General features: G+C 58.5%; 11 protein-coding genes. 8 read left to right on the top strand and 3 right to left on the bottom strand.

The genetic code is table 11. The features are described from left to right. Positions 1-188 precede the first annotated feature (188 nt). Positions 189-671: a general stress protein gene (locus tag COHPA_RS0108160; RefSeq protein WP_169733254.1), complete on the top strand. Its 483-nt coding sequence runs from the start codon at positions 189-191 to the stop codon at positions 669-671. A 50-nt stretch (positions 672-721) separates the two neighbouring features. On the opposite strand, the gene COHPA_RS0108155 is transcribed toward COHPA_RS0108160, so the two are convergent. Further along, positions 722-1,975: an NAD(P)/FAD-dependent oxidoreductase gene (locus COHPA_RS0108155; protein WP_027085689.1), complete on the bottom strand. Its 1,254-nt coding sequence runs from the start codon at positions 1,973-1,975 to the stop codon at positions 722-724. 196 nt (positions 1,976-2,171) lie between these two features. On the opposite strand from COHPA_RS0108155, the gene COHPA_RS0108150 reads away from it, so the two are divergent. From COHPA_RS0108150 to COHPA_RS0108140, 3 genes are all read left to right on the top strand, one after another. Beyond that, a complete protein-coding gene (locus tag COHPA_RS0108150; protein ID WP_027085688.1) occupies positions 2,172-3,995 on the top strand; it encodes a phospholipid carrier-dependent glycosyltransferase in 1,824 nt (607 codons plus the stop codon). Between the two features lie 22 nt (positions 3,996-4,017). After that, complete coding sequence (locus tag COHPA_RS0108145; protein ID WP_027085687.1) at positions 4,018-5,013, top strand: glycosyltransferase family 2 protein; 996 nt, start codon at positions 4,018-4,020, stop codon at positions 5,011-5,013. 124 nt (positions 5,014-5,137) lie between these two features. After that, positions 5,138-6,160: an asparaginase gene (locus COHPA_RS0108140; protein ID WP_027085686.1), complete on the top strand. Its 1,023-nt coding sequence runs from the start codon at positions 5,138-5,140 to the stop codon at positions 6,158-6,160. A 673-nt stretch (positions 6,161-6,833) separates the two neighbouring features. Here COHPA_RS0108140 and COHPA_RS0108135 read toward each other — a convergent pair. Continuing rightward, a complete protein-coding gene (locus COHPA_RS0108135; protein ID WP_027085685.1) occupies positions 6,834-7,706 on the bottom strand; it encodes a helix-turn-helix transcriptional regulator in 873 nt (290 codons plus the stop codon). 174 nt (positions 7,707-7,880) lie between these two features. Between COHPA_RS0108135 and COHPA_RS0108130 the strand changes: the two genes are divergently transcribed. Genes COHPA_RS0108130 through COHPA_RS0108115 form a run of 4 tightly spaced genes read left to right on the top strand, consistent with a single transcriptional unit; the run spans position 7,881 to position 12,665 of the window. Then, positions 7,881-9,062: a galactokinase gene (locus tag COHPA_RS0108130; RefSeq protein WP_027085684.1), complete on the top strand. Its 1,182-nt coding sequence runs from the start codon at positions 7,881-7,883 to the stop codon at positions 9,060-9,062. Between the two features lie 3 nt (positions 9,063-9,065). After that, positions 9,066-10,055 carry a UDP-glucose 4-epimerase GalE gene (galE, locus tag COHPA_RS0108125; protein WP_027085683.1) on the top strand — a complete coding sequence of 330 codons (990 nt, stop codon included), beginning with the start codon at positions 9,066-9,068 and terminating at the stop codon, positions 10,053-10,055. A 52-nt stretch (positions 10,056-10,107) separates the two neighbouring features. Continuing rightward, entirely contained in the window at positions 10,108-11,694 is a 1,587-nt protein-coding gene (locus COHPA_RS0108120; RefSeq protein ID WP_027085682.1) for a UDP-glucose--hexose-1-phosphate uridylyltransferase, read from the top strand. A gap of 41 nt (positions 11,695-11,735) precedes the next feature. Beyond that, on the top strand, positions 11,736-12,665 hold the full coding sequence (locus COHPA_RS0108115) for a hypothetical protein (RefSeq protein WP_027085681.1): 930 nt from the start codon (positions 11,736-11,738) through the stop codon (positions 12,663-12,665). 416 nt (positions 12,666-13,081) lie between these two features. On the opposite strand, the gene COHPA_RS0108110 is transcribed toward COHPA_RS0108115, so the two are convergent. Next, entirely contained in the window at positions 13,082-13,303 is a 222-nt protein-coding gene (locus COHPA_RS0108110) for a DUF1128 domain-containing protein (RefSeq protein ID WP_027085680.1), read from the bottom strand. Between the last annotated feature and the right edge of the window lie 134 nt (positions 13,304-13,437).

Raw genomic sequence — 13,437 nt, 5'->3', positions numbered from 1 at the left:
CTCGCAACCTTATTTTCCAACGTCGTCGTTCAGCTAACAGATTTATACTTGGGGTCAAAATGGTTTATGCTTCGTTCCGGGAAGGACAAAGCATGCCGGCGCCGGGTTTCGGATTCAAACCCGCGACAACGGGAATACCAAGGACGCATGTCCCAACAGGAACAACAGAATTCGGACGGAGGTGCGACATGATGGAGAACATCGCGATATTCGATAACGAACAAGGCGTGCTGGATGCCATTCGCTTGCTTCGCGAGGCGGGTGCGGAGCAAGACGATATCCGCGTCGTCGTGAACAATCGAGAAGGAGCGCCCAGGCTTACGTCGGAGGGCAATGTTCGGATCGAGGAGCTCTACGAGCTGCAGTTGGCCCGCTTGGACAACGGGGGCGATGCGCGTCTGATTACCCCGGGACTTCAGCCGGGCGGGCTGTCGCAGTACGGCTCGACCGGACTCGAAGCAGCGCTCGTCGGCAACCCGCACCGCGACGAGCCGTCTAGCGAGGAGCTGCTGCGCGACATCGGCATACCTGGCGAAGCCGCCGGCTGCTGCGCGAAAGCGATCGAGAACGGAAGGTACGTCGTCGTTACCGATACCGAGGTCGGCATAAACGCCGAAGCCTTGCTTAGGCGATCGGGGGCAACGGACATCGTTGGCTGGGAAGGCGTATAAATAAGGAGGAGCTGCTTCAACCCTGACTTAAGGCGGAGGCAGCTCTTTCCTTAGACGGACGAAGCGGCGCCGGCGCCCGGAATGGCGACGCGGCGATCGGGCCGGACGATGGTTGAAGCCGGATGATCGTTGCCCGTCAGATTATCCCGAATGACATTCGCGCCAAGCATGCTGTATACCGCGCCGTTCCCGCCGTAGCCGAGCAAGTAGTGCTGGCCCGGGCGGTCGGGATCTTCGCCGATCCAAGGCAACCCGTCCGCCGATTCGCAGAAGGAGCCGCACCATTCATACCGGATTTCCGGCTTCCATTGCGGGAACAGCTTGTTCATTTCGGACAGCAATCGAAGCGAATGCGCGCGCAATTCCTTGGCGGTGAGCACCGGCAACCTGAGATTCTCGTCCAGTCCGCCGACGACGAGGCGGTTATCCGGCGTCGTCCGGGCGTATAGGTAAGGGCGGGCCGTCTCCCAGAGCAAGCAGCGTTCATGCCAGCCGGTCAGGCTTGCCAGCGGGTCCGTGACGATCGCGTACGTGCGGCACGTTCTGGCGCGTATCCAGCGGCCTCCGGCTTGTTCGGGCGTATAACCGACCGCATAGACGATGTGGTCGGCTTCGATCGTGCCGCCGCTCGTCTCGACGACGAATCTCGCGCCGCTGCCGGCGGGCGCATGATGGACGGATTTCAACGCCGTATGCTCATAGACGGATAATCCGAGCTTGACGGCTTCTTCGGCGAGGGCGAGCACGAATAAGTAAGGGTTGAACTCGGCGTCTCCGTGCGTAAGGATCGCCGCGTCTTTGCGAAAGGGGAAGCGCTCGGCAATCATGCTCGCGTCCCACCAGTCCGCGCCGAACCCATGCCGGCGAAGAAGCTCGTATTCTTGGCGGAGCGGAGCGGCTTCCTCCGGGGTCGAAGCATAGTACAGGCTGCAGCGTCTTCGGGCTTGCGCGCCGCGAGGCAAACGCTCGGAGATCGCGAGCAAGCGTTCGACGGCTTGAAGGCAGGCCCGATATAAAGTCACGGCATCCCGCTCGCCGAGCGTGCCTATGAAATCGCCTAGCATTCTATCGCTCATAAATTGCACGATTCCGCTATTCGCCGCCGAGCTGCCGCCGGCGATCCGCCCTTGCTCGATGAGGACGGCTTCCATGCCGGACCGTGCGAGCTCGTATCCGCATGCAACGCCGGACATGCCTCCGCCGACGATGGCGACGCGCGTCTTGACGTCTTCGTTCAGCGCGGCATAGGAGGCGGGCTTCGCGCAAGTCTCGGGCCAATATAACGTTCCGAAATGCAAGCTCATGGCAGCGGTTCCTCCGTCCGTTGATAACGATACACTAATATGCCGAAATCGATGTCAGGCTATGCAGTGCAACTATTCGCGCGGTCATAACGTCATTCGGTTAGAGATTGCCGCACAACGTTGAAACGCGTACTTTTCGGCGACAGCGCTTTCGTCTACAATAGGAAGGACTACGTGCGAGAGAGCGAGGACGGACATGGAAGCTTTAAACACCGCGAATAGCGGCTACGCATACTACGGACGGAGGAATGAATCGTCGCGCGAGCACAGACGCTGGACGCGGACGGATCTGATTTGGATATTGCTTCTAACGTTGATTTCCGCCGTGATGACGTTTACGGATTTGGGCAACCGATCGGCGCCGCAGACGTTCTGGAAACCGGGCCATGCCGGGGAGGGCTTCGTCGTGGATTTCGGTCAAGCTCGCGACGTCGACCGGCTCAATCTATACGAAGGGCCGGGGGCTAAAGGCAAGACTCGCGTCGAATCGTCGATAGATGGTCGGAATTGGTTACCCTACATAGAAGTCGAACACAAGACGAACCGCGTGTTCACGTGGAAAACGGACGAGAAGTCGGTAAAGGCCAGATACATGCGTTTTACGGCGGAGAGCATCGGTTACCGGCTCTACGAAGCGGCTTTCTACACCAAAGGCATCACGGACGTCGCGATCCCGTTCGACAAGTTAGAGCCGATCGGCACGCCGGGCGCGGATACGGAAGGCAGCGAGCTGAACGTATTCGACGAGCAGGAACTCGCTCCTTATCGCCCGGATTACCGTAACAGCATGTACTTCGACGAAATTTATCACGGAAGAACGGCCTACGAATTCCTGCACGATATGGAACCGTACGAGTGGACGCACCCGCCGCTCGGCAAAGTGCTGCTGTCGATCGGGGTTAAGCTGTTCGACATGACGCCTTACGGTTGGCGCTTTATGGCCGGCGTCTTCGGCACGCTGATGATTCCGGTTTTCTATGCCGTCGCTAGAGGGATGTTCAAACGCACGCGTTACGCGGTCATCGCGACGGCGCTAATGGTGCTTGAAGGCTTTCACCTCGTGCATTCCCGCAGCTCCAACATCGATATCATCGGCGTGACGTTCACGATCATCATGTTCTACGCCATGTACCGGTACGGCGAGACGGCTTGGCGCAAAGGAGAGTTCGGCCGCGGTCTCGGCTGGCTGGCCCTTGGGGGCGTTTTCTTCGGCGCCGCGGCCGCGGTGAAGTGGAACTATTTGTACGGCGGAGCCGGACTGGCCTTTCTGCTCTTGCTCGCGCTCGTCCGCCGCTGGCGGGAGGCGAGATACGAAAGGGAACGCGGCTTCGCGCAGAAGCTCGTGCTTACGTTGATGGCTTGCATCGTTATTTACGTTGCGGTTCCGGTCGGCATCTATTCCGCTTCCTACGTTCCTTTCTTCCATGCGACGAAAGCGGAGGACGGCGTTAACGCCAAAGACTTGTGGCAGCAGCAGAAGAACATATATAACTACCACAAAGGCGTCAAGGAGAAGCATCCGTTCTCGTCCAAATGGTATACGTGGCCGCTTATGCTGCGCCCGGTATGGTATTACGGAGGCAAAGACCTCGCGCCGGACACGAAGCAGAGTATCGCCGCGATGGGGAATCCCGCGATATGGTGGGGCGGTCTCGCCGCGATGCTTGCCGCATGGGCGCTATCGACGATCGCTTGGTTCCGGGGCTCGCTGCGCAGGGACCGCATCGTTCTTACGCTTACGGTCGCATACCTGTCGTTCTACGTTCCTTGGATCGTCGCTCCGAGAAGCGTGACGTTCCTCTATCACTATTTTCCGATCGTTCCGCTGCTGATCTTGTTCCTCGTCTGGTTGTTCAAATGGCAGGAGGAGCGGAGTTACTTCGGCAGATGGATTACGTACGCATGCTTATTCGTCACCGCGTTCTTATTCGTCTGGTTCTATCCGGTATATACGGGCATTACGATCGACAAAGACTGGATGAATATCGCGATCCGGTGGTTGCCGAGCTGGGATTTCTAGAGACAAGAAGGGGGTTACACGCGTGAAGGAGCCGATTTTCCTTTCCGTCGTCGTACCGATGTATAACGAGGAAGAAGTCATCGAAGTGACCTATAATCGGCTGAGAACGGTACTGCAGTCGCTCGGGGAGACGTACGAGATCGTGTTCGTGAACGATGGCAGCCGAGACCGGACCGCGGCGATCGTAAGGGAAATTTGCGCGCGCGACCGTACCGTGAAGCTGGTCGACTTCTCGCGTAACTTCGGGCATCAAATCGCGGTAACGGCCGGCATGGACCATTCCAGCGGCAGAACCGTCGTGCTTATCGACGCGGATTTGCAGGATCCTCCGGAAATTATTCTGGATATGGTCGCCAAGTGGCGGGAAGGGTACGACGTCGTGTACGGCAAACGGATGGAACGCAAAGGCGAGACGTGGTTCAAGAAAACGACGGCCGCGATGTTCTATCGGCTGCTTCGTTCGATGACTTCCGTGAACATTCCGGTGGACACGGGCGATTTCCGGCTCATGGACCGGAAAGTGCGCGACGCGCTTACGCAAATGCGCGAGAGGAGCCGATTCATCCGCGGGATGGTAAGCTGGTCGGGCTTCAAGCAAGCTTCGGTGGAATACGTGCGGGAAGAGCGGTTCGCCGGGGAGACGAAATATCCGCTTCGCAAAATGCTAAGGCTGTCCCTCGATGCCATTACGTCGTTCTCGACGAAACCGCTTAAGATCGCGGGAATACTCGGTTTTCTTCTGTCGGCGGGAGGATTTATTTATCTGATCGTCGTTCTATGCCAGCACTTCTTCACGGATACGACGACGCCCGGCTGGACTTCGCTGATCGCGATCAGCTTGCTGTTCAACGGGATTACGCTGTCGCTGCTCGGCGTGCTGGGCGAATATATCGGAAGGATATACGAAGAGACGAAAGGGCGGCCGCTCTATCTCGTCTCGGACAAAGTGAATTTTACGAGCGAAGCGCGGGACGATCGCAAGTTGACCGAACCTGTAGGCGCCGGAGCCGGAAGCTGATCAGGAACGTAGAGAGACGACCAACGCGTTGGTCGTCTCTTATATGTGCGTGCCTGCATAGAAGTGAACAATGGAGCTACGCTAACAACACGAATCTGGGACATAAGAGATAGGAGTAAACGAGATGAACCATATACCTCAAGATCAGACATTAGCCGTGATGATTCGCGGAGCACTCCCGGAGAACGCGCATCGGGGGCGGATCAGCGTCGTTGCGGCGACGGACGGCCGCGAGCTGTATTCGGTCGGGGATACCGGGGCGCCGACCTACGTGCGTTCGACGGCGAAGCCGATGCAGGCGATCGCGTCATTGGAGGATGGACTCGCGGAAGCGTACGAATTGGAGTCGCGGCACCTTGCTCTGATGGGGGCTTCTCATCGGGGAAGTTCCGAGCAGATGGTCGTGCTGGAGGAGATGCTGGCGCTGACCGGGGTGCCGGAAGACGCGCTTGCGGTTGGGGCTACGTTGCCGGCAGGCAGTCGAAACCGCGATGCCTTCGTTGCGGGGGGAGGTCGGCCTCGCAAGCTGTTTCATACGTGCGCGGGCAAACATCTTGGCGTGCTGGCGTATAGCAAGCTGAAGGGATGGCCGCTGGAGGGATACATTCATCCGGATCATCCCGCCCAGCGGGAAGTGCTCGGCGCGGTGGCGCGGTGGACCGGCGAAGACGCTTCGCAGGTGACGGTCGGCCGCGACGGCTGCGGCTTCCCGGTGGCGGCGATGCCGCTGCGGAGGCTGGCGCTCGGGTACGGCAGGCTCGCGAGTCCCGAACTGGCCGCGACAGCAGGCGTCGACGCCGCTTCGACGGCGGCAGCGGCCGCGATGGCGCAGGCGATGAACGCTCACCCGCTGCTCGTCGAAGGCGACCGTCGTTTAGCCAGCATCCTGCTGGCCGACCCGAACGTCGTCGCCAAGAGCGGCGCGCACGGCGTATTCGCGTTCGGCCTCCGTCGCGAGCGGCTTGGCGTCGCCTTCACGGTGGCGAACGGCACGGAAATCGCGTGGCCTTATATCGCAATGGCGCTGTTGGAGCGGTTCGGCAACTTGGCCGAGGAGACGAAGCAACGCCTCGCGGCCGCGTTCCCGGCGGAGTTCCAGAACGATGCGGGAGAATCGGCAGGTCGGTGGGAAGCGGCGCTTCCGTGAGCTGGCGCGTTAGAACCGGTGCAGAGGGCGAAATAGAGTCACTGTGTGATCTTAATTTGCGGGAAACCGGTGCAGAGGGCGAAATAGAGACACGACGTGATCTTAATTAGCGGGAAACCGGTGCAGAGGGCGAAATAGAGACACGGCGTGATCTTAATTTGCGGAAATCCGGTGCAGAGGACGAAATAGAGACACGGCGTGATCTTATTTGGCGGGGAACCGGTGCAGAGGGCGAAATAGAGACACGGCGTGATCTTAATTAGCGGGAAACCGGTGCAGAGGGCGAAATAGAGACACGGCGTGATCTTATTTGGCGGGGAACCGGTGCAGATGGCGAAATAGAGACATGGCGTGATCTTATTTGGCGGGGAACCGGTGCAGAGGGCGAAATAGAGACACGGCGTGATCTTAATTAGCGGGAAACCGGTGTAGTTGGCGAAATAGAGACACGGCGTGATCTTATTTGGCGGGAAACCGGTGCAGAGGGCGAAATAGAGACACGGCGTGATCTTAATTTGCGGAAATCCGGTGCAGAGGACGAAATAGAGACACGGCGTGATCTTATTTGGCGGAAATACGGAGCGGGGCGAAAACGCGAATGCCAAATAGAAGCAAAATCGCCCTAAAATGGAGGAAACGCGGACATGCGCATCGAATAGAGGCATGTCCGCCTTTATTTGGCCCCCTGTCCGACCGCGGACCGGTACATCGACGGCGATTGACCGTGCCAGCGCCGGAATTGCTTCGAGAAGTAGAGCGGATCTTGGATACCGACGGAGGACGCGATTTGCTCGACGGTCAGCTCCGGGCGCTCCCGAAGCAGGCGTCTTCCATGGTCGATTCGCAGCTTGGTCAGGAAGGTGACCGGCGACAACCCGACGACCTGCTTGAACAGACGCGATAAGTAGGCGCGATTGTAGCCTAACGTTTCCGCCATCGCTTCGATGGTGATCGGCTCGGCGTACTGCGTCGTCAGATAGCCGATCACGAGCTGGACAAGCTCTTCGTTGTGCGAATTCGGACGAAGTTGCGGCGAAGCCGCGCGATCGGAAGCGCCGGTCGCCAGGTCCGCGAACAGCAAGTGCAGGTGGCCGGTCGCTTCCACCGAAGCGGCCCCGGCACGCATGCGAAAACAATCGAAAATCGCGCGGCAGCGATCCGCCGGCGCCGGGCTGTCGCCGGTGTCGACGACCGGCGAGAGGAGCCCGAGTCCCGCCGATGCAACCAGCTCGCCCGCATCCGCGCCGATGAAAGCCACCCAACGATAGCGCCACGGCTCGGCCTCGTCGGAGACGTAGTCGAACAATTGATGCGGATGGATGAGGAAGCTTGAGCCGGCCGTCAGCTCCCCGTCGTATTCGCCGCTATGAAACCGCCCTCTTCCGGACAAAACATGGTGCAACAAATAGTAATCGACGACTTTAGGACCGATGCGGTGACCCGGCTTCGTCTGGCTTTCCCCGGAGAACAGCACCGTCAATCCGCGCGGCTGCAGGGTGACCGGATTGGACGCCACGCGATACGTATAAGCGTCGGATGCAGTCATGGTTATACTCCTTATGACCTCATAAACTTTCCCTCATTATAGCACGAACAGTCGGCAGGAGTTCCTCTGAAAGTCACATTTCTCCATGTATAAAGCATTTCAAGCCATTGGGGTAAGCAAGCGGATTCGCTATACTGATTACAAAAATAGACGTACCAAGGAGAGAAAGTTCCGATGGCAGATGTGACTTCTTTGAAACAGCGGTTCGTAGAACGGTTTGGCGGCAACGCCTCCGACATTTCCGTATTTCAAGCTCCCGGACGCGTGAATCTGATCGGCGAGCACACGGACTACAACGGCGGCGCGGTTTTCCCGGCGGCGCTTACGTTCGGAACGACGCTGCTGATCGCGCCTCGCCAAGACGGCAGGCTCAGCTTCGCTTCGACGAATTTTCCTTACTCGCTCGAGATATCCGCGGACGACATCGCTTACGCGGATGAGCACGACTGGGCGAACTACCCGAAAGGAATCGTATGGGAACTCGCGCGGCAAGGCGTCGGCCTGAGCCAAGGGTACAGCTTTCTCTACCACGGTGAAATTCCGAACGGCTCCGGCTTGTCTTCCTCGGCATCGATCGAGGTCGTTACGGCTTACGCGTTATTGACGCTGGAAGGCCAGCCAACGGATAAAATCGCGATCGCACGCTGGTCGCAGCATGCGGAGAACGAATATATCGGCGTCAAATGCGGCATCATGGACCAGTTCGCGGTCGCGAACGGACGGAAGGATCACGCGATTCTGCTTGATTGCGATACGCTCGACTACACGCTCGTTCCTTTTCGCTCCGGCGACTATAAAATCGTAATAAGCAACACGAACAAACGCCGCGGATTAGTAGATTCGAAGTACAACGAGCGTCGTTCCGAGTGCGACCGGGCGGTTGCCGATCTGAAGGGGGCGGTCCCTGATCTCGCATTGCTCGGACAGTTGACTCCGGCGCAGTTCGAGTCGCATCAACGCCTGATCGAGAACGATACGGTACGACGACGCGCGCGGCACGTCATCGAAGAGATCGACCGCGTGAAGCAGTCGATGGCCGTGCTCGGCCAAGACGATCTGGCGGCTTTCGGCAAGCTGATGAACGCTTCCCATGACTCGCTGCGCGATCTCTATGAAGTGACGGGCAAGGAGCTCGACGCGATGGTAGACGCGGCGCGCAGAGTGCCGGGCGTGCTCGGCGCGCGCATGACGGGAGCGGGATTCGGCGGCTGCACGGTGTCGCTCGTGCATCGCGATTCGGTCGAGCGATTCAAAGCGGACGTTGGCCGTGAATATGAAGCGAAAACCGGCTTGCGCGCGGACTTTTACGTTTGCGATATCGGCGACGGGGTACGCGAGATCAAAGGGGGGGCGTAAACGATGGCTGTTCTCGTTACAGGCGGCGCAGGATACATCGGGTCGCACGCGGTTGCGGCATTATTGGAAAAGGGCGAGCAGGTTGTCGTCGTGGATAACTTGGCGCAAGGACATCGGAAAGCGGTGCTCGGCGGAAAATTGTACGTCGGCGATATACGGGATGCGGAGTTTCTATCGAACGTGTTCGCGGAGAACGAGATCGACGGCGTTATTCATTTCGCGGCGAGCTCCCTCGTCGGCGAGAGCATGCAGGATCCGGCCAAATACTATCGCAATAACGTATACGGCACCTTATGCTTGCTGGAGCAAATGCACAAGTCCGACGTGAAGAGAATCGTGTTCTCCTCCACGGCGGCTGCTTACGGAGAGCCGGAGCGCACTCCGATCGACGAGTTCGACCGGACCTTGCCGACGAACACGTACGGCGAGACGAAGCTCTCGATGGAGCGCATGATTCGTTGGTTCGACGTCGCGCACGGCATCAAATACGTATCGCTTCGTTATTTCAACGCCGCCGGCGCGCACGAGAGCGGTAGGATCGGCGAAGACCATAGCCCGGAGACGCATCTCGTCCCGCTCGTCCTGCAAGCCGCGCTAGGGCAGCGCTCGCACATCTCCGTGTTCGGAGACGACTATCCGACGGTCGACGGCACCTGCGTGCGCGATTACGTTCACGTAAGCGATCTGGCGGACGCGCATTTGCTCGCGTTGGAGCGGCTGTGCAACGGCGGGGAGAGCGGTATCTTCAATCTCGGCAGCGGCCAAGGCTTCACGGTGAAGCAAGTGATCGACGTCGCTCGCCAAGTGACGGGACGAGAAATTCAGGCGAAATACGAGCCTCGCCGCGCGGGAGACCCGGCTGCGTTAGTCGCTTCGCCTGCTAGAGCGATACGGGAGCTTGGTTGGACGCCAAGACGCGATCGCCTGGAAGATATTATCGCCAGCGCTTGGCAATGGCACGTCAACCATCCGGAAGGTTACGGGCAAGACTGATGGCGAGTTTGTTCGAGCCCGACGAAGATTACAATTATCGAGGAGGAACGACATGTCGCGGACGAATTCAACCGTACCGGATCGGGCAACGACCGGTATGCACATCGAGAGGCTTGTCGCTTTCGCTTTGAAGAACGGACTTATCGATTCTATGGATTTAGAGTTCTCTCGCAACTCGCTATTGGACTTATTCGGACTGACGGAGCCGGTTACGGGATACTCGGCGGACTTAGACGCGCTTCCGGACAGCCCCGTGCCGCTGCTAGAACCGCTCTTGGATATCGCTGCGGCTCAAGGGCTTATCGAAGATCATCTTGCGGCGTATCGCGATTTGTTCGATTCCCGTCTGATGGGATTGCTCATGCCTCGGCCTTCGGAGACGAACAGGATTTTTCGGGAGAAGGTCGAGAGCAGCGGCGTTACGGGCGCGACGGACTGGTTCTACAAAATGAACATCGTCGTGAACTATATTCGCGAGGACCGCAACCGGAAGAACGGGTATTGGAGACACGCGACGCCGTTCGGCGAGCTGGAAATCACGATCAACCTCGCGAAGCCGGAGAAGGATCCGAAGGAAATCGCGCTTCTCAAGTCGATGCCTCAGGCGAACTATCCGCCATGCCTGCTTTGTCGGGATAACGTCGGCTATGCCGGACGTCTCGACCATCCGGCCAGGCAAAACTTGCGCATCCTGCCGTTAACGCTTCATGGCGAGCCGTGGTTTTTCCAATACTCGCCTTACGCTTATTATAACGAGCATAGCATCCTGCTCAAAGGCGAGCATACGCCGATGGTCATCTCTCCGGCGACGTTCGTCAGGCTGCTCGATTTCGTCGACCAATTCCCGCACTACTTCATCGGTTCCAACGCGGATTTGCCGATTGTCGGCGGATCGATTCTGAATCACGATCATTTCCAAGCCGGACGTCACGTCTTCCCGATGGAGAAGGCCGACGCGCTCGATTGGAATGCCTGCGCGGCCGAGCCTTCCGTATCGATCGGAAGGGTGGAGTGGCCGATGTCCGTGCTGCGTATGCGCGCTGCGGACCGCCATGCGTTGCTGCGCGCGGCGACGTACATTCTGGCGAGCTGGAGAGCATACAGCGACCCGGATGCGGATGTATTGGCGTTCAGCGCTAACGGAAGCGAACGAGTGCCGCACAACACGATCACGCCGATCGCGCGGCGACGGGAAGACGGCTCGTACGAGCTTGACCTGGTGCTGCGCAACAATCGTACCAGCGAAGAGCACCCGGCTGGCATTTTCCACCCTCATCAAGAACTGCATCATATTAAACGCGAAAATATCGGGTTGATCGAAGTGATGGGACTCGCGGTATTGCCGGGACGGCTGAAAGGCGAGCTTGCGCAGATTGCCGACTTGCTTACGGGCGTCGCGCCGTACGACGCCTCCATGCTGCGATCGCCGTCTCACCCGCTGAACTTGCACGCGGATTGGATCGGCGAGCTCGTTGCCAGGCACGGAACGGCGAACGAAGCCGAGGACGCGCGGCGTCTGCTGGAAGCCGCGGTCGGGGACAAGTTCGCGGCGGTGTTGCGGGACGCCGGCGTATACAAGACGGATGCCGCCGGGCGCGAAGCGTTCAAACGCTTCTTAACGAAAACTTCGATTATCTGATACAATAAGTTGGAATCTAGACGATAGAGGAGCGCTTGAATATGTCGGTAGCAACGATTAAAGTCATTCAACATGAAAGATGGGGCCGCTGCGTATCGTTGGCGAGCGATCGCGTGGAACTGCTGGCAACGCTCGATTTCGGGCCGCGCATTATTCACCTGTCCTCCCAGGGCGGGACCAATCTGTTCTTGGAAGATAAAGACGACGCGCTGACGAACGGCGGCGACGCGTTCGAGCCGGTCGGCGGGGACAAGTGGCACATTTACGGCGGACACCGCCTGTGGACGAGCCCTGAACGACTGCCGCGCACGACTTACCCGGACAACGATCCGATCGAATGGGCGCAAGTCGGCGAGCGCGGCATCGTTCTTCGTCCTTCCGAAGAACGGTGGAACCAAGTCGCCAAGGAAATCGAAATCCAATTGGATGCTTCCGGCGACGGCATTACGGTTACGCACCGCGTGACGAACAAAGGAGCTTGGCCGATCAACTTCGCGGTATGGGCATTGTCCGTCATGGGCGCCGGCGGCCGGGCGATCGTGCCGATGAGCGGCGCGAATACGGGCTTGCTGCCGAATCGCCGCTTCATTCTGTGGCCTTACGCGCGCTTGAACGATTCGCGGATCGTGTTCACGGAATCCGAGGTCGTCGTCAACCAAGGAGACGGGCCGACGCCTTACAAGTTCGGCAGCGACAACGAAGCCGGTTGGGCGGCTTACAGCAACCACGGCGACACGTTCATTAAGCGTTATACGTCAGTTCCCGGCGGAACGTATCCTGATTTCGGCGTTTCGTTCGAGCTGTACACGAACAACCTCATGCTGGAGCTGGAGACGCTCGGCGAGCTGCAGGAAGTGGAATCCGGGGAAACCCTTACGCACGTCGAGACATGGCGAGTCGTGAAAGGGCTTGACCTGAAGCGAGGCACCGAGCAAGAGGCGGTAGCGAAGCTTCAGCCCTATGTGCAGTAAACAAAAATCCTTCAACCGCAATCGGGTTGAAGGATTTTTTTAGGAGAATAAGCACACGTGGTGACTCTAAATGCGTCGGTGGCGCGGGTTTCGGCGAAATAAGCACACGTGGTGACTCTAAATGCGTCGGTGGCGCGGGTTTCATCGAAATAAGCACACGTGGTGACTCTAAATGCGTCGGTGGCGCGGGTTTCGGCGAAATAAACACACGTGGTGACTCTAAATGCGTCGGTGGCGCGGGTTTCGGCGAAATAAGCACACGTGGTGACTCTAAATGCGTCGGTGGCGCGGGTTTCGGCGAAATAAGCACACGTGGTGACTCTAAATGCGTCGGTGGCGCGGGTTTCGGCGAAATAAGCACACGTGGTGACTCTAAATGCGTCGGTGGCGCGGGTTTCGGCGAAATAAGGTTACTTCTATGCCCGCAGCTTGCCGAGCTCGGAGACGAGCGCCTCGACTTCGCTGATGCTGAATCGGTCTTTGGACGCGACCATGTCGTAAATGTCTTTAATGTCCTCGTACTTGTCGACGGCGAAGCTGGACGCTTGCATGGCGGCGCCGGTTGCCATCCGCAGCTTCGTTTTGATCGCTTCGATCATATATTCGATGTTTTGCTCATTCGGAACGCTAAGATCCATTCGGTTAACATCCTCTCCGGAGAATAGGGATGCCGTCATTGTATCATAGAGCGCCAACCGTCCGCCATGCGCCAACACGCGGCTAGCCCGCAGCGGTAGCAATCGACGAGCGAGAATGGTAACCTGTATGTAAC

Origin of the sequence: Cohnella panacarvi Gsoil 349, from assembly GCF_000515335.1 — a bacterium.
Classification (GTDB): domain Bacteria; phylum Bacillota; class Bacilli; order Paenibacillales; family Paenibacillaceae; genus Cohnella; species Cohnella panacarvi.
This window is presented reverse-complemented; position numbering and strand designations above follow the sequence as displayed.